Source organism: Massilia antarctica, assembly GCF_015689335.1.
Taxonomy (GTDB): domain Bacteria; phylum Pseudomonadota; class Gammaproteobacteria; order Burkholderiales; family Burkholderiaceae_D; genus Telluria_A; species Telluria_A antarctica.
The window spans coordinates 5,890,722-5,913,840 of record NZ_CP065053.1 but is presented as its reverse complement, the minus strand read 5'-3'; the positions used below and the strand labels follow the sequence as shown (position 1 = coordinate 5,913,840).

The 23,119-nt window shown below is 68.1% G+C and carries 14 protein-coding genes; all 14 read right to left on the bottom strand.

Annotated features, from left to right (window positions below; translation table 11 throughout):
* Positions 1–3: 3 nt before the first annotated feature.
* The 14 genes from IV454_RS26060 to IV454_RS33090 are packed head-to-tail and all read right to left on the bottom strand — an operon-like array spanning position 4 to position 23,113.
* On the bottom strand, positions 4–1,401 hold the full coding sequence (locus IV454_RS26060) for an ATP-binding protein (protein ID WP_206088528.1): 1,398 nt from the start codon (positions 1,399–1,401) through the stop codon (positions 4–6).
* On the bottom strand, positions 1,385–9,106 hold the full coding sequence (locus tag IV454_RS26055) for a contractile injection system tape measure protein (protein ID WP_206088527.1): 7,722 nt from the start codon (positions 9,104–9,106) through the stop codon (positions 1,385–1,387). Before IV454_RS26055 ends, IV454_RS26060 begins: the two co-directional genes overlap by 17 nt.
* 4 nt (positions 9,107–9,110) lie before the next feature.
* Positions 9,111–11,594, bottom strand: a complete 2,484-nt coding sequence (locus IV454_RS26050) for a baseplate wedge protein (RefSeq protein WP_206088526.1) — start codon at positions 11,592–11,594, stop codon at positions 9,111–9,113.
* Positions 11,591–11,872, bottom strand: a complete 282-nt coding sequence (locus IV454_RS26045; RefSeq protein WP_206088525.1) for a hypothetical protein — start codon at positions 11,870–11,872, stop codon at positions 11,591–11,593. Before IV454_RS26045 ends, IV454_RS26050 begins: the two co-directional genes overlap by 4 nt.
* Positions 11,869–12,711, bottom strand: coding sequence for a hypothetical protein (locus IV454_RS26040; RefSeq protein ID WP_206088524.1), 843 nt, complete (start codon positions 12,709–12,711; stop codon positions 11,869–11,871). The genes IV454_RS26045 and IV454_RS26040 overlap by 4 nt, the downstream gene beginning before the upstream one ends.
* Entirely contained in the window at positions 12,698–16,453 is a 3,756-nt protein-coding gene (locus IV454_RS26035) for a baseplate J/gp47 family protein (RefSeq protein ID WP_206088523.1), read from the bottom strand. Before IV454_RS26035 ends, IV454_RS26040 begins: the two co-directional genes overlap by 14 nt.
* Positions 16,440–16,874 carry a GPW/gp25 family protein gene (locus IV454_RS26030; RefSeq protein WP_054262786.1) on the bottom strand — a complete coding sequence of 145 codons (435 nt, stop codon included), beginning with the start codon at positions 16,872–16,874 and terminating at the stop codon, positions 16,440–16,442. The genes IV454_RS26035 and IV454_RS26030 overlap by 14 nt, the downstream gene beginning before the upstream one ends.
* 7 nt (positions 16,875–16,881) lie before the next feature.
* Entirely contained in the window at positions 16,882–17,184 is a 303-nt protein-coding gene (locus IV454_RS26025; protein ID WP_206088522.1) for a PAAR domain-containing protein, read from the bottom strand.
* A gap of 54 nt (positions 17,185–17,238) precedes the next feature.
* Positions 17,239–19,068: a type VI secretion system tip protein VgrG gene (vgrG, locus tag IV454_RS26020; protein WP_206088521.1), complete on the bottom strand. Its 1,830-nt coding sequence runs from the start codon at positions 19,066–19,068 to the stop codon at positions 17,239–17,241.
* Positions 19,069–19,085: 17 nt separating this feature from the next.
* Positions 19,086–19,796 carry a CIS tube protein gene (locus tag IV454_RS26015; RefSeq protein ID WP_206088520.1) on the bottom strand — a complete coding sequence of 237 codons (711 nt, stop codon included), beginning with the start codon at positions 19,794–19,796 and terminating at the stop codon, positions 19,086–19,088.
* Positions 19,797–20,003 (bottom strand): DUF5908 family protein, encoded by a 207-nt coding sequence (locus IV454_RS26010; RefSeq protein WP_054262782.1) that lies wholly within the window; start codon positions 20,001–20,003, stop codon positions 19,797–19,799.
* 2 nt (positions 20,004–20,005) lie between these two features.
* The gene (locus tag IV454_RS26005) at positions 20,006–20,482 is read right to left on the bottom strand and encodes a phage tail protein (protein WP_206088519.1); all 477 of its coding nucleotides are present in this window, start codon (positions 20,480–20,482) and stop codon (positions 20,006–20,008) included.
* A gap of 11 nt (positions 20,483–20,493) precedes the next feature.
* Positions 20,494–20,952 (bottom strand): phage tail protein, encoded by a 459-nt coding sequence (locus tag IV454_RS26000; RefSeq protein ID WP_054262780.1) that lies wholly within the window; start codon positions 20,950–20,952, stop codon positions 20,494–20,496.
* A gap of 49 nt (positions 20,953–21,001) precedes the next feature.
* Entirely contained in the window at positions 21,002–23,113 is a 2,112-nt protein-coding gene (locus IV454_RS33090) for a phage tail sheath family protein (RefSeq protein ID WP_229521840.1), read from the bottom strand.
* Between the last annotated feature and the right edge of the window lie 6 nt (positions 23,114–23,119).

Genomic DNA, 23,119 nt, shown 5'->3' with positions numbered 1-23,119 from the left:
TCCCTAAAGGGTGCGTCCTTCTTTGATGAATTCCTTCTTGATCGCGCGTTCCAGGTCGTCCAGTTCGATGCGCACGGAATCGGCCGGCTGCTTTTCCTGGCGCCGCGCCGCGCGAATGGCGGCGTAGCGCGCCACGTTGGTCAGGGCGCCGCCCGAGAGCACGTGCTTGTCGGCCAGGCGGTGCAGATCGACGTCGGCGCCCAGCAGAGCGCGGTCCTGAAACAGCTTGTCCCACAATTGTTCGCGTTGCAGCGCGTCCGGCAGCGGAAAATAGATCGCCGCCTGGAAGCGGCGCGCGAACGCCTCGTCCAGATTCGAGCGCAGGTTGGTCGCCAGGATCACGACGCCGGGGAAGTCCTCCACTCGTTGCAGGAGGTACGAGATTTCCTGGTTGGCGTGACGGTCGTTCGAGCTGCTGCCTTCGGTGCGCTTGCCGAACAGGGCGTCGGCCTCGTCGAAAAACAGGATCCAGTTCTTGTTCTGCGCCTGGTCGAACACATTGGCCAGGTTCTTTTCGGTCTCGCCGATATATTTGGACACGATCATCGACAGGTCGATGCGGTACACGTCCACCCCGACCGATTGCCCGAGCAGGGTCGCGGTGAGCGTCTTGCCGGTGCCCGGAGGGCCGTAGAACAAGGCGCGAAAGCCGGCCTTGACCTTGGTTTCCAGGCCCCAGCGGCGCAGCAGGGCGGGGCCGCCGCGCAGCCACGCGCGGATCTGCTCGATTTCATCCATCACCTCGGGCGCCAGCACCAGGTCGGGCCACGCCAGCGGGGTGGTAATCAGCTTGGCCGGAAAACCGGCGCCGAAGTCCGGCTTGTGCTGCTGGCCGACGGTGAGCCGGTGCAGATAATCGCTCTCCACCGCCAGGGTCGCGCGCAGCGCCGGCTCGCCGCTGGCCGCCTGCTGCATGCGCAAGATGCCCAGCTTCGCAAAAAAATGCGACGGCTCGAACAGGCGTCCCACTTCGAAGCGGCGCTGCAAGTCGTCGCCGGCGAGGATGAAGACGCCGGTTTCGCCGGTCGGCAGCAAGCCGCTGTGCGCCGCGCCGCGCACGCCGCCGAACTCGGTGAAGGTACGTTCGATCAGCTTGTTATGCGTCAGCAGCAGATCGAGCGCCTGCGGGCGCACGTGCGGCAGCAGCGCCAGGATCAGGACGATGCGCTCGTCGGCGCTCATCGCCGTCCCGGCGCCGCTGCGCACTGTCTCGGCGAACAATGAGGTGTCGCCGGCCAGGTCGGGCGGGGCCGGAAAGACCGGCACCACCCCCGCGTCGGCATCCTGGGCCACGAAGTAGGTCTCGAAGCGCGCCGTCAGCACCGCCCCGAACCAGTCGATCTCGCGCGCCAGGCTGCGCGCGTTGGCCGTCAGGGCCTCTTTTTCAGCGCCATTCGACATGCACAGCCCTTTCCATCCAAGGATGCCGGATAACCGAGAATGACCACGGGAGCGCATCGAGCAGCATGTCGAAGGAGCCGGCTTCCACTTTCAGGCGCCAGGCGTCGTCTTTCAGGTGCATGCTGCCGGGCCGCTGCAGGAACGCCTGGCGCAAGCCGTCGGGCGAGGTATTGCCGATGGTTTTCCAGTGCGCGATCATCGCCCGCAGCATGGTGTCGACCGCCTCCCGCTCTTCGCCGGTCGGCACGATCTCGCGTACGATCGGGGCGCTCAGCTTCAAGCCGCACAAGACCTTGTTCAGGCCGAGCTGGTATTCCGGGCAGTCGGTCTGGCCGCTGACGATGAACTGCACCAGGTGTACCGCGCGTTCGGCCGCTTCGGCGTTCTTGAAGCGGGCGCCCTCGGTCAGGCCCACCATCGCAAACAGACGCGGAAGGTAAGGCCCTGCCAATACCTGGCCGGCGTTCGACAGGTACAGGGCGTCGCATTCGTCATCGAGCAAGCTGGCGGTGGCCGGGGTCAGCGCCGGCCTCAGGGCCGATGCATGGCGCTGCGCCGGCGCGGCGACGCCGGCCGGTTCGGTCAGATGGGATGCCAGCGAGCGCGCATACGCGGCAGGTTCGAAGCGCAGGCGCTGTTCGAAAAACCAGCCGAAGGCAAATTGCCTGGTGCGCATCCCGATGCGGGCGGCGGCGGGCGCAGGCAGGTCCCGCGCCAGTGCGCCGCCAACCTCGCGCGCGCAGCGCTGCACTGCCTCCAGGTCGGCCCCGGCCAGCAAGGTCACCACGCTGTCGAGCAGCCCCGCCGAAAACTGCGCGCTGTCGTCGCCGGCGCCGTGGAGCAGGTGGGCCAGCGCCGCGCGCTGCGCCGGCGCGTGGGCGGCGAGGGCGCGCGCGCAGGAGACGGCGGCCCGTTTCGGCGCCGGCGGCGGCGCTGCGGCGAAGCGCTGGTCGAGATCATCGAGATCGACCGCACGCTCGTTGGCCAGGTCGTCGAGCACCTGGCCCAGGTAGGCCTGCGGCGCCGCGCTGCGGCTGGCATGGGCTTGGGCGGCACCGAGCAGGGTTTTTCCGTGCTCGCCGGCATTGTCGAGGTGGGCGGCGATCCGCCGCAGCACGTCGGGGTCGGACTGCGCGTGGATGGTCGGTGCGGCAGGCATGGGGTCCTCCGGGGTGGATGGGGCGGCGCTTGCGGGCGGCGGTTCCGCTGCGGCAGGCTGGCTGTCGACCTGCCCGGCGATGGCTTCCAGGTCGATTTCCGCACCGGCTTCCAGTGCGGTGAGAACGACGCGCAGGAAGCCGGCGGTATCCGCGCTGCGCTCCGCATGCGCGTCGATGGCGTGTTGCAGTACGCTGTCAGGGCTTGCCATGTGCGCCTTGATGGCTTGCCGCAGGCGGCTGGTCGTATCGCCGTGCGCGGCAGGCGTGGCCGCTTGCGCGGCGGGGGCCGGGGCTGCGGTCAGCCGCATGATGGCGGCCAGCCAGCGCGCACGGTCGGATGCTGGTGTGCTTGCGGCGTGCGGCTCCAGCAGGGCGCTGAGCGCATCGAGCACCTGCGTGGGGAAGTCTTGCGCGACCGGCTCCCACACGGCGGCGCGCGCGCCGATGTCCATGATCGCCTTGCGGGCATGGTCGCCGAGACCTGCAAAAACGGCCGGAGTGAGGCCGGCCGGGTCGCCGTCGACGAGCGCGCGCAGCAGGAACGCGGTGCGGGCGCGCGCATCGACGGCAGTCAGATCGATGCGTTGCGCATGTCCGAGCGCGTCATGGGCGGCGCGCAGGAAGTCCGGCGGGCTCGCGCTGTGCGCCGCATGCGCCGCGATGGCCTGCATCTGCATGTCGCGCTGAAGCTGGTTCTCCACGGCGGCCGTGCGCGCGGCGACTTGCCGCCACAGGTCGATCATGTGGGCGCTGGGGGCGCGCAGCGCGGCGCTGTAGCGCTGTGCGTCGAAGGGCGTCACCGCCAGGTGCATGATGCTGGCCAGCCAGAGGTCGCGTGCCGGCGCCCCCGACGCGGCCGCGATGCCGCGCAGGATGGCGGGCGCCTGCGGGGCCACCAGTGTCGTCAATTCGTCCAGCAGCGCGAGCGGAAAACGCAGGGCGACGCGCTGCCACACATCGAAGCGGGCGCCGGTCCGCGCGATCGCCTGGCGCGCCGCATCGTCGTGTGTCGAGAGCAGATCGGGCGTCAGGGCGGCCGCATCGGCGTCGCCGAGCGCCGCCAGGATGCGCTGAAGCGGCTGCGCGGTGTCGCCGGACCGCGCGTCCGGTGGCACAGGGGCGCCCACCGCCGCCGCATAGCGCACCGGGTCGAATGGCGTCGCCGCCAGGTGCATGATGCTGGCCAGCCAGCGCTCGCGCGCGGGCAGTGCCGCGCCGCCGCTGGCGATTGGCGGCTGCCGCAGGATGGCTGGCGCGGCCGGGGCCATCAATGCCGTCATCTCATCGAGCAGCGCAAGCGGAAAGCGCCGCGCGACCGGCTGCCATACGTCGGCACGGGCGCCGATTCGGGCGATGGCCTGGCGCGCAGCGTCGGCATGCACGACCAGGGTATCGGGCTGCAAGGCGGCCGCGTCGGCGGCAAGGAGGGCGGACAGGATGCGCTGTGCGGATTCCGTGTCCGCTTCGCTACCGGTGTCGATGGCTACCGCGCTCATTGCGGCGGCATAGCGGGCGGCGTCGAATGGTGTGGTAGTCAGGTGCATGATGCTTGCGAGCCAGCGGCGACGTTCGGGAATCGCTGCGGCGTGCGCACCGGCATGCAGATCGCGCAGGATGATGGCCGCCCGCGGCGCCAGCAAGGCGGTGATCCGGCCGAGCAGCGCGGGCGGAAAGCGCTGGGCGACGGCCTGCCATACATCGAAGCGGGCGCCGATGTGGGCGATTGCCTTGCGCGCCCCGTCGTCCTGCACGTCACGCAGGGCCGCCTCGAAGGCGTCGGCATCGGACGACATCAGCGCCGACAGAATAAGCCGTTCCGGATCGGCGGCACTGTCGATGCGCTCGCGCAGGACCGGGATCGCAGGTGTTCGCTGGTTTTGGCGTGCGGGCGCGCCCGGGACCAAGGCCGCAACATGGCGGTGCGCGTCGAACGGCATGGCTGCCAGAGGCATGAAGGTGGCGAGCCAGTGGTCCCGATCGCGGATCGGCAGCCCGGCCTGCGGTGCCAGCAATGCCGTCATCCGTTCAAGTACATCGAGCGGGAATCGCCGTGCCACGCGCTCCCAGACGTCGCCGCGCGCGCCGATCCGGGCGATTGCCTCGCGTGTCGCATCGCTGTGCTCGCCGAATATGTCCTCCGGCAGGTTTGCCGCGTCCGCAGCCAGCAAGGCCGACCAAATTTGCTGTCCGATGTCGGCGCGGCTCGTTACGCTCATGGCGGCGGGCCCGGACGGCTTGGCCGCCAGCTGCATGAAGCGGGCGAGCCAGCGGTTCCGATCCTGGATCGGCGGCTCGCCCTGGGGCGCCAGCAATGCCATCATCCGGCCAAGTACATCGGTCTGGAAGCGCTGCGCCACCCGTTCCCAGGCGTCGGCGCGCGGGCCGATCCGGGCGATGGCCTCGCGTGCCGCGTCGCTGTGCTCACCGAATATCTCCGCAGGCAGATTCGCCGCGTCCGCAGCCAGCAAGGCCGACCAAATTCGCTGCACGATGTCAGCGCGGCTCGTGACGTCCATGGCGGCGGGGCCGGACGGCTTGGCCGCCAGCTGCATGAAGCGGGCGAGCCAGCGGTTCCGATCCTGGGTCGGCGGCGCGCCTTGTGGCGCCAGCAATGCCGTCATCCGGTCAAGTACATCGAGCGGGAATCGCTGAGCCACCTTTTCCCAGACGTCGGCGCGCGCGCCGATCCGGGCGATGGCCTCGCGTGCCGCGTCGCTGTGCTCATCGAATATCTCCGCCGGCAGCTTCGCCGCGTCCGCGGCCAGCAAGGCCGACCAAATTCGCTGCACGATGGCAGCGCGGCTCGTGACGTCCATGGCGGCGGGGCCGGACGGCTTGGCCGCCAGCTGCATGAAGCGGGCGAGCCAGCCGTTCCGATCCTGGGTCGGCGGCGCGCCTTGTGGCGCCAGCAATGCCGTCATCCGGTCAAGTACATCGAGCGGGAATCGCTGAGCCACCTTTTCCCAGACGTCGGCGCGCGCGCCGATCCGGGCGATGGCCTCGCGTGCCACGTCGCTGTGTTCACCGAATATGTCCTCCGGCAGGTTTGCCGTGTCCGCAGCCAGCAAGGCCGACAAGATTCGCTGTGCGATCTCCGCGCGGCTCGTTGCGCCCATGGCGGCGGGGCCGGACGGCTTGGCCGCCAGCTGCATGAAGCGGGCGAGCCAGCGGTCCCGATCATGGATCGGCAGCTCGCCTTGTGGCGCCAGCAATGCCGTCATCCGGCCAAGTACATCGAGCGGGAATTGCCGTGCCACGCGCTCCCAGACGTCGGCGCGCGCGCCGATCCGGGCGATGGCCTCGCGTGCCGCGTCGCTGTGCTCATCGAATATCTCCGCCGGCAGCTTCGCCGCGTCCGCGGCCAGCAAGGCCGACCGAATTCGCTGTCCGATGTCCGCACGGCTTGTCACGTCCATTGCGGCGGGGCCGGACGGCTTGGCCGCCAGCTGCATGAAGCGGGCGAGCCAGCGGTCCCGATCATGGATCGGCAGCTCGCCCTGCGGCGCCAGCAATGCCGCCATCCGGCCAAGTACATCGAGCGGGAATTGCCGTGCCACCCTTTCCCAGACGTCGGCGCGCGCGCCGATCGCGGTGATGGCGGCGCGTGCCGCGTCGCTGTGCTCACTGAATACATCCGCCGGAAGGTTCGCCGCGTCCGCGCTAAGCAAGGCCGACAAAATTCGCTGTCCGATGTCGGCGCGGCCCGTAACGCCCAGCGCGGTGGCGTAGCGGGCCGCGTCGAATGGCGCGTCCGTCAGGTGCATGAAGCTGGCGAGCCAGTGCTCAGGATCACGGATCGGCTGCCCGCGCAGCACGTCCGCGGCCTGCGGCGCCAGCAATGCCGTCATCCGGTGAAGAACATCAGGCGGAAAGCGCTGCGCCACGCGCTCCCAGACGTCGCCACGTGCGCCGATGCGGGCGATGGCGGCGCGCGTCGCGTCGCGGTGCGCACCGAATATGCCGGCTGGCAGGGACGCCGCGTCCCCGGCCAGCAGGGCCGAGTAGATACCTTGTTCCATGCCGGCGCCACTCGCCAGGAGCACGAAGCTGGCGAGCCAGCGCTTGCGGTCCTGAACCGGTGGCCGGCTTTGCGGTGCCAGCAATGCCGTCATCCGCGCAAGTACATCGACCGGGAAGCGTTGCGCCACGCGCTCCCAGACGTCGCCACGGGCGCCGATGCGGGCGATGACGGCGCGTGCCGCGTCGCTGTGCGTACTGAAGATGTCCGCTGGCAGATTCGCCGCATCGCCGGCCAGCAAGGCAGAGAAGATGCGCTGTCCGGCGTCCGCACCCCAGGTCAAGCCCAGCGCGGCGGCGTAGCTGGCGGCGTCGAACGGCATCACCGTCAGGTGCATGAAACTGGCGAGCCAGCGCTCCGGCCCGCAGTCCGGCAGCTCGCGCAATAGTTCGCTGGCCTGCGGTGCCAGCAAAGCCGTCATCCGGTGAAGAACATCAGGCGGGAAGCGCTGCGTCACGCGCTCCCACACGTCGCTGCGCGCGCCGATGCTGGCGATGGCGATCCGTGCAGCTCCGCCGTATGCGGAAAACGCATCTGGCGGCAGGCTTGCCGCGTCCGCGGCCAGCAGCGCCGCAACGATGCGCGCCTGCGCCGCCGTGCCGATGGCATCGGTCATCGCAGCGGTATAGCGGGCCGCGTCGAAGGGCTCGGCCGCGAGGTGCATCATGCTGGCGAACCAGCAGTCCCGTTCGGCCACGGCCGCGCTGCCCAGGCGGTGCAGGACGGCGGGCGCCTGCGGCGCCATCAGCATGGTCATCTTATCGAGCAGCGCCACGGGAAAGCGCTGGGCTACGCGCGTCCAGACCTGCGCGTTGGCGCCGATATGCGCAATCGCCGCGCGTGCGGGTTCGCCGGCCATGTCCGACAGCGCGGACGCATCGGCGTCGAGCAGGGCGCGCAGCACGAATGCGGTCGCGGCGCGTGCTTCCACGGCGGCGGGATTGAAGGTCGTACCTTGCCGCAGATCGTCCCACGCTGCACGCAGAAAGTCCGCCGGGCTGACGCTGCCGGCGGCATGGGCGGCGATTTCCTGCCTGAGGATCTCTGGCAGCTGGTCGTCAGCCTCGGTGGCCAGGCATGCTTCGATCCGCTGCCACAGCTTGACCACGAGCGTACCGGGGGCGCGCAGCGCGGCGCGGTAGCGGGCAGCATCGAACGGCACGGCGCTCAGGTGCATCATGCCGGCGAGCCAGGCGTTGCGCGCCTGTGCGGGCGTGCGCGCCGCCACGTGCTGTTCCGGGATGGACAGGGCTTGCGGCGCCAGGAGCATGGTCAGCTCGTCGAGCAGCGCGAGGGGGAAGCGCTGGGCGACGCGCTGCCAGACGTCATGGCGCGCGCCGATCCCGCGCATCGCGCCCGCCAGCGCATCGGCATGGACCGTGCGTAGGGCTGTCCATGCGAACGGCAGATAATCCGGATTGGCTTCGGCCAGCATGCGCACGAACTGTTTGATCCTGGCGTCGGCGGCAGCGGCGGGCGCCAGCGCCTCGAACATGGCGCCGGCCCAAGCATCGCGCTCGCGGCCCGTGGCGGCCGAACCGGCCAGTGTCGCCATGTCGTCCAGCATGGACAGCGGAAAATGCGTGGCGATACGCTGCCATAAGGCCTGGTCCGCGCCCCGGCGCAGCATGACCGCGCGCAGCGCCGGGGCGTGGTGCGCCACCAGTTCATCCCAGTCGGCGCGGATGGACGCCGCGTCCGCCGCCGACAGCGCCTGCGCGAAGCGCGCCTGCGCATCGCCGGGGCCGGGCGCGCGGGAGGCGCTGTCGATGCCGATCGCCAGCAGCAGTGCCCGGGTCTGCGCGCTGGCGTCGGCTCCGAGCGCGCCGGCGGCCGCGCGCAGTGCCGGCGTGACCTCGCCGCAGGGCGCGTCCAGCACGTGCGCCAGCACCAGCTCCCACAGCGTGCGCGCCTGTTGGCGCCGCGCCCCGGCGTCGCCGGCAAGGGCTGCGCCGATCGCGTCCACCAATGCCAGCCAGGCGCCGGCTTCCTGCGCCAGCAGCGGCAGGAGGCGGCGCAGTTGTCCGCCATCGATCTGCTGCGCCAGGCGCTTGACGGCGCCGGCAACGGCCGCCGCGCGGCGCACGATGCCCGGCAAGGCCAGGGCGTCATTGGCCAGCAGGCGTTCCAGCAGGGCCGCGGGCGTGTCGCCACGTCCGTCGACGGCGCCGCTGCGCAGGAAGCGCTCGAACAGGGCGGCATCGTGCGCGAGTGCGCCGGCGTCGGCGGCGACGCCGGGGTTGGCGCGCAAGGCGTCGCCGAGCGCGCCGCGCAGGAGCTCGCGCAGACGTTCGCCCAATTCCGCGTCGAGCAGATGCGCGGGCACATCGCCAAGGTCGATGTCGAGCCGCTCGACGCGGCGCAGGCGGCCATCGTCCATTTCGTCGAGCACCGCCTCCAGTTCCGGCAGCATGCGCCCCTTGACCAGCTCCAGCAAACGCTCGTGCGGCACCGGCTGGGGACGTGGCGCGTCGCTTTCGAACGTCAGCTCGATAAGCAGTTCTCCGATGCGGTGGACGGCGCTCATCGGCTCAGACCCAGTGACTTGCGGTGTCGCGCTGCTGGTGGCGCAGCAGGAAACCGATCAGATAGGCGGAGGCGGCATCGAGGGCCGTGTCGGCGCTGCCGTCAGGCTCCGCGGCATCTTGGGCGGCCAGGGTCGCATGGCGCAGCTTGCCGAGCCAGCTGTGAAAGCGCGTTTCGAAATCGTTCATGTACACGTAGTCCAGCCAGTAGAAAGTGGGCAGGATGTGCGCCGGCAGGTTCAGGCTGACGGTTTCCTGCGCCAGCTTCTGGAACTCCGGATCGTGAAAGCGCGCGGTCCAGTTGGGGAACACCACGCTGACGCGGAACGGGTAAAAGCCTTCGCCGGTGGCGGGGAACGTGGTGCTGTCGGCGCGGCGCTGGCGCAGCAGGGTGTGTTCGACCAGGTGAAAGCCTTCGCAGCGCATATTCAGCGCGCGCAGGGTCTCGCTCAGTTGTTTCAGTTCGGCCGGGCCTTCGCCGGCCGCGAGCTCGCCCAGGTGCCAGTACGCCGGCGGCGCGGCGCTGGCCCTGAACCTGACGGTAGTGCGCGCGCCGGACGCGTTGCCGATATCCAGGCGTCCGGGCGCGAAGGCCTTGCGCATCAGGGTCGCGGGAATCTTGAAGGCGGCGCCGGGACGTGCCGCAAGCACGTTCCTGAACACGGTGAGCAGCGCGTCTTCGCCCATTTGGGCGTCAGGCACGATGTGCAGGCCGGCGCGCCGCATCGGCTCGCACAGCGAGCGGCAGCAGTGATGTTCGTGCAGTCCCAGCAAGATGGCGATCTTGCGCTGGGCGCCGCTGACGTTGTCGCTGTCCCAGGCCGGCAGGTCGTAGCGGAAAGCGGCGGCGCGTTGCCGCAGCAAGACCACGATATTGGTGAGGAAGGCCAGTTTGTTGTCGAGTAGCCAGGCGTGCATGGTCTGGCGCACCGGGAAGTAGACATTGAATTTGCGTAGCGCCTGCTGCGTGTAGCTCTCGCCGTACATCGCCAGCATGACGTCGATCACGCGCTCGCGCCGGTCCTCGAAGGGGTCGAGGCGGCGCCGGATCGCGTCGAGTTCCTGCGCCATCTGGTCCGGCTCGCGCGCGTACAGCGGCTCGATATCGGGCAGCATCGCGTTGTTCAGCGGCTGCGAAAAATACGATTGGTTCAGGTCCGGATCGATCGAAAACACGCTGGCGATGCCGGCCAGGTTTTGCAGGTAGTTCGCCATCACCTGTTCGAAGACGTACAGGTAGGCCTTGAGCTGGCGCGCGTGCGCGTGCGCCGCGGGCGGGGCGCTGGCCGGTACGCCGTAGGCATTGATGCCGTAGATGGCCGGGAACTGGTGCTGGATCGAGTAGTAGGGCGCCAGCGGCTGGCCGGCGCCGGCCGGCACCTCGGTCAGGTGCTCCAGCGAGGCGTTGCGCTGGCGCAGCGCGCGCGCTTCGAACTGCAGTTTGTTCAGATTGATCCTGGCGTTCGAGATCAGTGCGTTCAAGGCGTCGGTATCGTCCTCGCCGGCGCCGCCGCTGCCCACGGTCTGGTCCATGAAATGCACGCGCAGCAGGCGCTTTTGCAGCTCGTTGCCGGGAAAGCGCAGGCGCGGCACCAGCCGCTTGCCACCCGCGCCATCGGGTTTGGCGGGCTTGCCGTTGGCGTCGCACAAGCCCAGCGAATGGACCTGGCGCACGCCATCGATGGCGCGGATCAGGCCAATCAGGCGGGGCAGCGAAATGGCAGCGTCGGCGCCGCGTTGTTCGTTCTCGATGATGTGGCCGTGGGCGGTGAACGGACCGGAAAACAGCTGGTCCGGCGGCATGCCGTCGGCCGCCGCATGCTCGTAGCTGTCGAATTGCAGGCCCGAGATGACGTGGTGGGCGCACTGGAAAAAGATGTCGGCGTAGATCGCGGCCGGATCGCGCAGGCTGTGCACCTCGATGTCGCCCTCGAGGTAGAAATCCTCGGTCTCGAGGGCGGCGATGCGCCCGATGTCCTGGCACAGCGCGCGCTCGGCGCCGGCGCAGAGGCGGATGCGGCGCGCCACGTCGGCCGCCTGGGCCGGCGTCGGCTCCGCGCGCGCGCCGGTGGGGGGATCGCCCAGCTTGAAGGCGATGTCGATCAAGCCATTGCCGCCATCGGCCTGGGTCACCCACACGTCCTCGATCTCGGCAATGCGGTCGTACAGCAGGCGGCGCCAGTCGTCGGCGGTGACTGGCTCGCTCGGAAAAACGTCTTGCGGCAGGTGCAGCGCGTGCCGTTTCAGGTCGATCGTGCCGTCGCGCCCGGCCAGGTAATCCTCGTGCCGGAAGGCGGAGCGGTAAGCCAGTTCCGTGAGCGCGTAGCTGAGCTGGTCGAGCATGGTCACACCAGGATCGTGGGCATTGTAGTCGGTCCAGCGCTGACCGCACAGTGCCTGCAGCAAGGCGGTGCCGGTGCGCTGCAGGGCCTCGAAATCGAGGCCGTCGGGATCGGGCCCGCGCGTGGTGATGGTCAGCGCTGCGCTCATGCCTCGCCCATGCCGGCCACCTGTTCCTCCAGCGCGTCCATCAGTAGGTGCACGCGGTGATAGGGCAGCAGGCGCAGGGCGCCGACGATCAGCTGCAGGTCTGGCACGCTGACACTGTAGGCGCGGGCGGCATCGGCATCGGCACCGGCATCGGCGGCATTGGCCTGGCGGTTCAGGCGTCCGATCAGGTCGAACACGGTCTTGAACGGCAGCTCGGCCAGCGCTTCGATCACCAGCGCGCCCTGCTCGGCGCGCAGCGACAGGGTCAAACTGCTCACGGCTGGCCGCCGCGCGCCGACTTGGGCCAGCCCGCCTTCATCGCCGGGTCGAACCAGAGCTGGGTCAGGTAGACCCGGATCGCGGTGCGCTCGGCGGGGGTGGTGTCGTCGCTGTCGTAGGCGCAGCCGGTCCGGATCTGCAGGCGGTAGGGCGAGGTGGCGGCCTTGCCGGCGCCGAACCAGCGCAGTTCGAGGCGGCTGCATTTGCTGCCGTAATGGGCCTGGTGGCAGGTGATCTCGTTTTTGCCGCCCTGGAAGGCGGACAGCGCATAGGCGTGCAGCAGCGCGTACTTGCCCGAATCGCGCTTGCCGGCGCCGGCCATCACCTCGAACGCCTGGCAGCCGGTCAGGTCGGACGTGACGTCGTGCCAGTGGCCGTCAGCCGGCACGCTGGTGCAGGCGCGTCCGATGCGGCCGTCCGCCACGATCCGCCCCTGCAAGTCGAGTTCGAACTGGCTGGTGGCCGTGCGCGGCGCCCCGGGCAGGGTGGCGAAGCGGAGCTCGGCGCCGGCCGGGCTGAGCGCCATCGCCTTGCGGTAGCCGGTCGCGCCGTCCGGGCCGTCCGCCGGCTGCGGCCCGCCCGTGCCGAATACCAGGCTGGTGCCGCCCTTGTCCATGCGCACCGACCAGATCGCGCTCTTGTCGGCGATGTCGTGATAAAAACTCATCAGGCGGCCCTGGCCGATCTGGCCCACCTTCAGGCCGTCGTGGGCATTCTTGTCGAACTGCTGGTCGACGATGTTGAGCATCGATTCGATCAGGGCGCCGAACGCGTCCTGGGCTGGCATCGCGCCTTTCTGGAACAGCCGCTTGAGTGTTTCCCGGCTATGAAGCGCCATGACTATCCTCTTGTGAAATGATGAAGGTGGAGCCGATATCGAGCGAGTTCAGGTCGGCCGCGCGGGCCGCGTCGGTGCTGGACATTCCGATCAGGTGGCTGTGCAGGGGCACCGCCACGCTCCACGGATACTGCGGCGTGAGCGCGGCGCCGGCGCCGGCGACGCCGCGCGCCGTGTCCGACAGCACGAAGCGCGCGGCCCCGGTGGGCGCCACGCGCAGCATGGAGCAGCCGCTGACGTCGGCTATGTAGTCGAGCCCGATGATGAACGATTCGATATCGTGCATGCGCACGCGCCAGCCGAAGTGGGTTTGCGGTCCCGGCGTGCGCCACGGCGACAGGTAGGACGACATGTCCTGGTTCAGGCGCGTGATGTAGTGGCCGCCGGCCAGGCCGTCCTTGAGGCGGATGCCGCAGCGCACCTGGATCTGCTCGTACACCGGCGGCTTGACCGCGATGGTGGCCGCCGGCGGCGCCACGGTGCGGATGAAGCGCGCGATGTCGTCGACCAGCTTGCCGTTCAGATGGGGCATGGAGTCGAGCGGCGCGCCGTCCGGCAGGTGCGGCAGCGCGACGATCAGCAGGTGGCCGGGGCGCACCCAGTCGCGCGCCGAGATGCCCTCGCTGACCATGTTCGGGAAGCACTTGACCTTGTACACGTCGGGGAATTGCTGCAGGATCAGCGCCTCGTAATCGGCTGGCGTCACCGCGCGCCCCTTGTGGCGCAGGCGCTCGGCGATCCGGGTATGCATCTGGGTGCGGCTTTCCGGCAGCGCGCCGCCGGACGAGGCGGCCACCTGGGTGATCTTGCCCAGGCCGGCAATCACGGTGCGGCTGCGTTCGATGCTGGCGGCCGGCAGGATCATGCTGGCCTGGGTCCCGGCGACCGCGCTCTGGCGCCGGATTTGCAGGGCGTGCGCGTACACCGTGTAGATGCTGCAGTAGTGTTCGAGCGCGGCCGACGCGCCCACCCGCAGCCAGTACAGGCCGGCCGGCATGACGGTGTTGTCGAGGCCGATGTCGGGCGGGATCGACAAGGTGATCACGCCCGAGGTCATGAAGCCGCTGGTGCCATCGGCGATGATATTGCGCCGCGCTAGTGTTTTCCAGCGGTTGCCGCTCAGGTAGGACCATTTCGGCTCGCCCGGATGGCCGGGCACCGAATCGTCGCGCAGGTGGAAAAACAGGGTCAGCGCGGCGTCGAAGCGGCTGGCCGACAGGCCGATATGCAGGTTGCCCAGGTTGTCGCAGTCGGGAATGAGGGTAACGCCGGTCTCGGTGGCCGCGCCGATCGCTTCCCAGCCATGCGGGTGCAGGTGGATCAGCACGTTATTGGCCAGCGCCTTGGGCGGGGCGCCGCGGTGCAGGCCGATATGGGCGATGGCGCGGTAATTGAGCGCGATTGTGTTGACCAGCGGGGTGTAGGGCAGGTCGGGCACGCCGGCCTGGAAGTGGCGGCTTTTGTCGCGCAGGTTGCGGGTCATGGCGTAGCCGAGCGCGTGCGGATACTCGCGGTGGCCGAAGGCGAAGCGCGGCGCGGCCAGGGTGAACTTGAAAAAACCGTTGCGCGCCGTCGCGCTGTAGCCGGTGTCGGGCGTGGCCGGCGCGGCGACCGGCTTGGTGCGCCCGATCACGCCCTCGCACGGCAGGGTGATGTGGCGCAGCACGCGCTTGCTGGCGTTGTGGCCGTAGTCGGTGCGAAACAGCGGCACCCAGGGCGCCTCGGCTTCGTCCGGGCCCCAGACGCCGTCGGCCAGCGCCTCGATGCGGGCGAAATACTGGTCGCTGTCCAGAGCCCCCGGATAGTCGTGGTAGTACTCCAGGAAACCGCCGTTGTCGGGTGGCAGGTCGCCCCATTCGAGGTCGATGTCGGCATCGGTGAGCGTCTTGACAGCCGCTTCCTCGCTGCCGACGATCAGGTAAGAGCCCACCGCCGGCAGCGCGCCGAAGGGTTGGAAGGGCAGGGCCGGGCTGAGCATGCCGATGTGGTTCTGCAGCAGCAGTTGGCGGCAGCCGCATACGCGCACCTCAATGGCGGCGCCAATCAGGGGCAGCGCGCGCAGCAGGCCGAAGGGGTAGACATAGCTGTCCGGGTTCAGTCGCAGGCGCAGCACCGGCACCGCGACCTGGTAATCCTCGCCGTGCAGCGCGGGCGCGTAAGGGACCACGGGCGGGGCATCCAGGCCCAGTTCGAAATCGATGCGCAGGATGGGCACGCCCGGCGCCGTTTCCGCGCCGGGCTCGGCGCCGGGCTTCGCGCCGGGCTCGGCGCCGCCCTCCCAGGCCGGATAGTAGGCCGGCACCGGCAGCCAGCCGGCCGGGCCGCTCAACTCGATCAGGAACAGGCTGCGCAAGATGCGCGCGCGCACATCCTCCTGGTCGATGCGCGCGTCGCCTGGCGCGTCGCCTGGCGCGTCGCTGTCCGCTTCGGCGGATCGCTTGCCGCGCAACACCGTTTCCAGGTCGTGCAGGCGCTTGCCCAGGGTGTGGTCGCCAAAGCGCAGGGTCAGGCTGACCTGGCGCGCGCCTTCGCGCATCAGGAGCACCGTGCTGGCCAGGGCGACGCCGAAGCGCGCATCCTGCACGGCGCCGTTCGCGCCCGGGTTCTTGGGCGCGCCCATCAGCGGCAGCGCCGACAGCGGCGCCGGATCGGTGACGACCTGCTTGTCCGGCACGTCCAGCTGGCGGCACCAGATGTTGCTGGGCCAGGCCAGGTGGGGCGGGGCCGCGCCTTTGTCGTCCATGTCGGTCTCGGGGGCGATATCGGGGTCGCGGTGGCAGTACAGGGTGCTCAGCGCGCGCACCCGGGCGTCGCCGACCGCCAGGGTGCGCTCGCTCTGGTACACCAGGGGCGCGCCGGCGCCGCCGGGCTGGGCGAAAAACTCGGCGCCGGCCGGCACTTCCACGTACTGGCCTGGAGCGCAGGGAGCGACCACCAGGCAGGCATGGTCGGGCACGGCCGGCAGCGGCTTCATGCCCAGCACCCGCTCGTAATAAAAGTCGAGGTGGGCGCCGGTGAAGCGGTTCAGGCGCAGGTGCAGGCGTTCGGCCATCCTGATGAAGGCGATCAGGAGCGCCACACCGGGGTCGTGCTCGCCGCTGACCAGGGAGTCGGGCAACAGGCGCGCCGCTTCCTGCTGCACCATTTCGATCGCCTTGACAAAAGCGAAATAGCTGGCCCGCATGCTGCCCCTGCTGACCGTGCCGGCGGGCGCGCCGTGCCAGTGCCGCCCCAGCCCCAGTCCTTGTGCCGGCAGGAAGGCGGCAAAACCGCCGCCGTCGCCGCACAGGGTGGCGATCACGCTGGTCAGGAGGGCGTGCAGCTTGCGTCCGGCCGTGCCGGGACTGGTCTCGAGCGCGCGCGTCCAGCGGTCGAGCATATCGGTGGCCAGCACCGTCATCGGCAAGCTTTCGACCCGCCACTGCGACACCTCGACGGCGCTGCCGCTGTCCCACCATTGCTCGAAATCGCCCTGCAGGCGGGCCAGCCTGGTCGAGAGGATGCGCGCGATGACGATGGTTTCGTCGGCCGAAAAATACGCTTCCCAGTTGCCGTTCACACTGTTGTCGAGCTGGTAGAACTTGACCAGGGCGGCGTACTCGCTGGCCATGGCGAGCAGCTCGGGAAAAGACATTTCGGCCAGCGAAAAATATCCGTCCTGCAGCGCCGGCAGCAGGCGCCCGGCCTGGCTGATGCCGTCGCGCACGAACAGGCGCGGGGGATCGGTGTCAAAGGGTGGCATTGGTGCCTTCGACGAAGTAGAACGGGTAGACCATATTGCTGCGCGTATTGGTCAGGCGCACCGTGTAGACCAGGTGGATGTCGAGCCGGCCCTGCTCGATGGCGGCGTCGCTGACCGTGATCTGCTCGAGCGTGACGCGCGGCTCGAAAAACAGGATGGCGTGCGCGATCATGCCCTTGATTTCGGTCAGGGTGTTGTAGCTGATGCTGTCGAACACATGCAGCTTGATGCCGCAGCCGAAGGTGGGGCGCATGACCCGCTCGCCCGGCGCGGTCGACAGCAGGATGTGCAGGCTCTGGACGATATCGTCGTCGCCCGACACCATCGCCGCCTGGCCGCCGGCGCTGTACGGCCCCGCCGATTTGGCGAACGCCGGCGGAAAGGACCAGCCGCGCCCGAGGAAGGATTGGTCGATGCTCATGGCCGCCTTATCCGCCGATCATGACAGTGGGGCAGCCGAGCATGATGGTGCCGCCATGCTGGCACGGGTCGCCCATGCGCGCGGCCGCCTTGCCGCCGATGAAGACCGTGGTCGAGCCTTTCGAGATCTCGTCCGGCTGGCCGACGCAGGTGCATTTGTCGCCCACCACGGCGGCCACCAGGCCGCCGATCTTGACGGCGGGAATGCCCGGGCCGATCACCGGGCCGCCCACATGCGGAATCGGGGACGGGACGGCGGGGGTCTGCATGGGGCACACGTGCATATCGGTCTGGCGGGCGGCGGGCGGCATGGCGGCGTCCTTTCGGGAACGGTGGTCGGGGGCGGCGAAATGGCTCAGGTGCGGTCAGTTGATGTTCACGGTCGCTCCCTTGATGGTGGTCTGGCCGCCGGCCGAGAATTCGGCGCTGGTCGCGCCTTTCGCGACCATTCCCATGCCGGCCTTGACGGTGACGTTCTCGCCGTCCTGGGTCATGTCCTTGCTGGCCTTGAGCGCCATGTCGCTGCCGGCCGTGATGGTGATCTTGGCCTTGGCGGTGAGCACGATGTCGGAGGCGCTGTCGAGCAGGATGCCTTTGTCGCTGAGCGTGACGGTGTTGCCGTTCTGGTCGGTGGCGACGATGGATTTGGCATCGTCGCTCATGACGACCTTGTTGCCGGCCGGCGTGAGCAGGCTGATGACCTTTTTCTCGTCGTCGAACTCGACCTTGAGCAAACCCTTGGTGACGATCGCCTTGGTATAGTTTTCAGCCGTCAATCCGTACGGCGGGGCGCGCATGCTGCTGTACAGGCTGGCGATGACCACCGGGTTGGACGGGTCGTTGTTGAGATAGGCGACCACCACCTCGTCGCCGATCTCGGGAATGAAGAAGGCACCCACCTTGTCCGAGCCGTAGGCGCTGGCCAGGCGCGCCCAGACGCCGCCCGCATCGTCCTCCAGCACCGGCAAGGTGACCTGGATGCGGTTCTCGCCGGCCGGATCGGCATCGAGCTTGGCGACCTTGCCGATGTGCAGGCCGGTGGCGCCTGGCATCAGGCCGGACGCGGCTTCGCCGGCGCCACCCTGGCGTGCGCCGCCCCACTCGGGGTCGAGGCCGAAGTCGACATCGGTGATCCAGTTGCCGTCGGCGATGTGATGCTCGACCGAGCTGACGAACACCTTGCCGCTGAAGCGTGCCCCCACGCCCTTGAGATCGATCAGGGTGCCGGGCAGGGCCAGGGCGCTGCCCTGGAAGGCCATGCTGCCGCGCACCCGCGCCAGGGCGGCCTTGAGCTGGCGCGCCTTGGTCCAGGCCGTGAGCGCGGCCGTGTCCAGCGGCGCCGGGGTTTGCAGGCGCAAGGCCGGGACCGCACCGACCTTGCCCAAGGTGGCCGCATCCAGGTTGCCCTGCAAGCTCAGGTCGGCGGGGGTGGCATCCTGGGTCGCAATTTTTTGGGTGGCGGGGTCCCAGCTCACGCCGGTCACCTTGGCGTACTGGGAGCGGGCATCGATCTCGGCCTCGAAGCGCATGATGTCGGTGCCGTAGGTCAGGCTCAGCACGGCCGTGGCGCTGGTGGCGGGTGGCTTGACCGTGACGGACTTGTCGCCGGTGATGACCAGCAAGCCGTTCGCTTCGGCGCGCGCCAGCAGGAAATCCCAGTCGCTGCTGTAGTACTGCACCAGTCCGTGATACTTGCTGGTGGTCTCGGCGACGTCGACAGTGCCGCAACCTGTCAGCAGCGCCGTGATGGCATCGCTGTCGGTGCTGTCGACGTGGTTCTTGTTGTTGCGGCTTAAGGTCAGCGCAAAGGCCGGGTGGCGGCATTCGATGCACACGCGCACCCGATTGCCGGCGTCGATGCGGATGGCGTGCTTGATGACGATGCCGGAAAAGATCGGCGTGGTGGTGCTGCCGTAGCCGGCTTCGATGTCGATGAGCGCCCCCGGCACCAGTTCCTTGGCATCGCTGACCGCGAAGGTCTTGGCCGCCATGTCGCCGTCGGCCACGTACACGCGCGCCTGCGAGAGCTTGTTGACGCTTCGGGAGACTTCCACCGCGATGACCCGCATGCTGTCCGGCAGCGCCGCGCCGCCGCTCTTGACGACCAGCTTGAACACGCCCTTGCTGGCGAGGGCGGGCGAGGGCGGACCGGCGGCGGGCGCGGGGGCGGAGACGGAATCGGGTGGTGGACACATCGGCGCGGCCTTGCGGTTCAGTTAATCGGAGGAAAGCGCAGCAGCATGCCGGGTGTCAGGGCGCGAAAGCCGACCAGGCCGTTAACCCGCGCCACTTCCATGTAATAGCCGGGATCGGCGTAGATGCGCTCGCATAACAGGGGCAGGGTGTCGCCCGCGCGCACCGCCACCAGGTGCGACAGGTCGGGTGAGCTGGGGTTGGCGATCTGCGCGATTTTCTTGGGGCTGGCCATGGCCAGCACGCCCAGGGTGACCTTGGCGCGCAAGGGTTGGCCGCTGGGCTTGAACAGGGTGTAATCGATGTCCATCGACTCGACCACCCCGACGAAATTCATGTCGCCCCAGACAAAGCGCAGCACGTTCGGTTCATGAATGTCGCCCTGGTAATCGTAGACCAGGGTGCGCAGGGCGGTCAGCATCTCGGTGACGCTGGGACTGAGGCCGGCGCTCATCGGCGAACTGGCATCGGCGCTGAACAGCGACACCACGCCGGTACCGTCGAGTATCAGTTGCGGCAAGGTCAGCTTTTCCGGATTGACTGCGCTGAACTTGGGCGTGGCGCCCGGCTGGCCCAGGGTCGGGCATTGGTTGTACTGCACGCTCAGGCGATGCTGGTAGCTGGCCGGATTGATCTGCACCTCGAAGAAGGGGCCGGCGATGTCGCCCCCATCCGCATCGCACGGCGAAATCTTGAGCAGGTTTTTCGAGCCGAGGCTGATGCCGCCCATCTAGCGCTCCTGCATCTGGTTGATGGCGTCGCGCAGCAGGCGGGTGCGCTGGGCCACGGTCTTGTCGTCGGCGCCCAGTTGCGGGCCGCCCGGCACGCAAGTGTCTTTCTTGACGGGCGCCGCTTCCTGGGCGCGCGCGGCGCCCGCGGCCCCCGCGCCCTGCACCACGTTCGACTTGATGTTCAATTGATTGATTTCAATGGGCATGGTCAGGTCAATCGGTTGGAATAGTTATAACTGAGGGTAATGTTTTCGATCGCGACTTCGTTCTTTTCCGAGCCGAAGCCCTCGACTTCCCACTTGAGCGGATAGGCGTTGGCGAAACTCCAGGAGCGGATCGGCAAGCCATCGGCATTCATCAGGCACACCACGAGCGGCTGGGCCAGGATGGGGAGAACGAAATCGCCCTCGAACACTGAGCGGCACCACAGCACCAGGGGCGAGGTCATCGGGGCGATGCCGCGCTTGAGCTGCAGGCTGCGTGTCTTGTAGTGGGTCGGCAGGGTATGCACGTAGCGGTTCTCGCCGCCCTCGATCACGGTTTCCGTTTCCAGTTCCGCGGAAATGCCCGACACCTCCTTGAACGAGGTGTCGGCCAGCCCCAGGGTCGCCCCGAACATGACCTTGAAGTAGAAAGCGGACGGCTGGTAGCCGTCCGACGTCAGCAAGGATAGCGGATCGAGCATGCGCGGTCCGCTTAGGCGTTAGCGATGGTCAAGCCCTCGTGCACGATCTCGATCGTTTCGATCGATGCCTCGTTGCCCTCGGCCTTGAGATCGGTGCCGGTGATCTTGGTCGGCCAGGCGTTGGCCAGGGTCCAGACCATGGTCGGGGCCCCGGTTTCGTCGAGCAGGCTGATGGTCACCGGCACGCGCTTGATGGTGTTCATCTTGATCTGGTTGAACCAGTCCCAGAACTTGTTGTCCGACTTGAACACCCCTTTTTTCATGGTCACGTTGCCGACCTTCTTCAGGCCGGGCATCTTGATCACCGAAAATTCGGGACTGTCGCCGTGGCGGTACTTGATTTCCTCGGACTGGATATCGAGCCCGCTGATTTCCTGGAACGACATGACCTGGGAATCCCATTTCACCTGGAAATAGAACTTGGGGAGCGGCCATACCGCTGTTGATTGTTTTGAGCCATCATCTGCCATCGCGAACCTCTTTGGTAAGTCACATCAGGAAAGAACTGCCCTTGTTGCGTCAGGATTTTTGCATCTGCTGCTGGAAGGTGATCTCGATGAATTCGGCCGGCCGGCTGACCGCCACCAGAATGGTGACGCGCAGGATGCCCTCGAGGATATCCTCGGCGGTCATGGTTTCGTTCAGGCCGACCGCGACGCTGAAGGCATCGTCCGGACTGGCGCCGGCCAGGCCGCCGCGCTTCCAGATGCCGGTCAGGAAATTGCGCGCCATGCTCTTGATGGTGACCCAGGTATTGGCCACGTTCGGTTCGAACACATAGGCCTTGCTGGCCAGGCGCAGCGACTCTTCCAGCATGATCATGGTGCGCCGCACGTTGATGTAGCGCCAGTCCAGGCTATTGCCGTCGAGGGTGCGCGCGCCCCATACCAGGGTGCCTTCGCCGATGAAGGTGCGGATCGCATTGACCGATTTGCCGGTGGTGCTGACGTTCAGGTCTTCCTGGTCGTCGTGGGTGATGTTGACCGAGGGCGAGGTCACCGCCGCCAGGCTGACGTTGGCCGGCGCCTTCCAGACCCCGCGCGTATTGTCGACCATGGTGTACAGGCCGGCCATCGCGGCGCTCGGCGGCAGCAGGTTCAGCTTGCGCTGCACGGCCAGCAAGATGCGCGAATACAGGGGGCTGATCGCCACCAGGGTGTTGTGCACGGTGGCGATCTGGTGCAGACGCTCGGCGCCGTCCTCGACCTTTTTCCAGTCCTGCACGATGGCGTCCAGGGTCTTGCCCACCTGGGTGGCCTTGATCCGCGCCGCCGGGCTCTTGCTGGTGTCGGCGTACAGCACGCTGGCCAGGTCGTTGCTGAGCAGGTCCTTGAGCTTGGCCCGGTTGTCGGCATCGAAATAGGTGAAATCGAGGTCCTTGGCGGCCACGATGGTGGTGTTGACCCATGGATAATAGGCGGCGCCGAAGGCCAGGAAACTGGTACCCACCCCTTCGCGGAACTCGTTGACGGGGCCGTCGTTCAATTCCTTGTCGCCGTCATACACGTCGAGGATGGCGAAACGGCTCTTCATCTTGTAGCCGCAATGCATCAACATCTGGACTTGCAGTGCGTAGCAGTCGTTTTTGGCCAGCAGCACGGCTTCCGGAATGACCAGCATGGTCGGTTCCTGTTCCTTCAGCAAGACATCGATGCCGGCCTGCAAGGCATCGCCATCGGGCATGGCGTTGTAGTCGCCCACCGAGACGATGTGGCAGGCGCCGCCGCCGTTCTGGAAGAACAGTTTCATGCTGTTGTAAAGCAGGTGCTTGCCGCCGGTCTTGGTCAGTTTGTAAGGCGCGAGCGCACGCGCTTTTTCCGCCTTGAGTTTCTGCGCATTGGCGACGATGTCGGCGGTGGCCGCGGCGGCTGCAGCGGCGACATCGGCGGTGGTGGCGGCGGCAGCGGCCTCTTTCTCGGCGTCCGTGGCGGCACGGTCCGCATCAGTGTAGGCCTGGGTTTTGGCGACTTTCTCCGCTTCCGTGGCTGCGTCGAGCGCGTCCTTGGCAAGTTTCGCCTTCTGGCGCAGATCCGTCGCCTTGGCGGCGGCGGTTTTGGCGACGGTGGCGAGGTCGGGCGCATCGCCGGCTTTTACCGGGGCCGCGCCCTGTTTGGCACTGTTTTTGGCTTGCGTATCGGCCTCGACCGCTATGGTTTCCGCATCGTCGTACGCGGTTTTCTTCTCGGCATTTTCAGTGTCGGCTTCATGCGCTGCCTTGGCCTTGTCGGCGGCGGCTCTGGCCGTTGTCGCCTTCTCGCGCAAGGCGGGATCTTCGGTTCCGGCCGCCCCGGCAGCACCAGCAGCACCAGCAGCACCAGCAGCACCAGCAGCCCCGGCGACGCCAGGGGCAGCGCCTTCCGCCGCCAGCGGTGCGGCGGCCGAAAAATCGGCATCGTCCTGGCGCTCGATCTTGGCGAACGTGAACACCGGTGATGGGGGACCGCCGAAGTGGGCCTCGAATTCGGCCATCGAGCTGATCCGCATGGCCTTGTTGGTCAGGGAAGAACCCTTGTAATCGGCGATCTGCGTATGGCCGATAAAGGCGGGCACCGCGGTCGCGACCTCGACCACCGAGTTGGGGAATGCGTTCTGCTCAACGATGTAGACCCCGGGAGTTTTATATTGCGCCATCTTGCG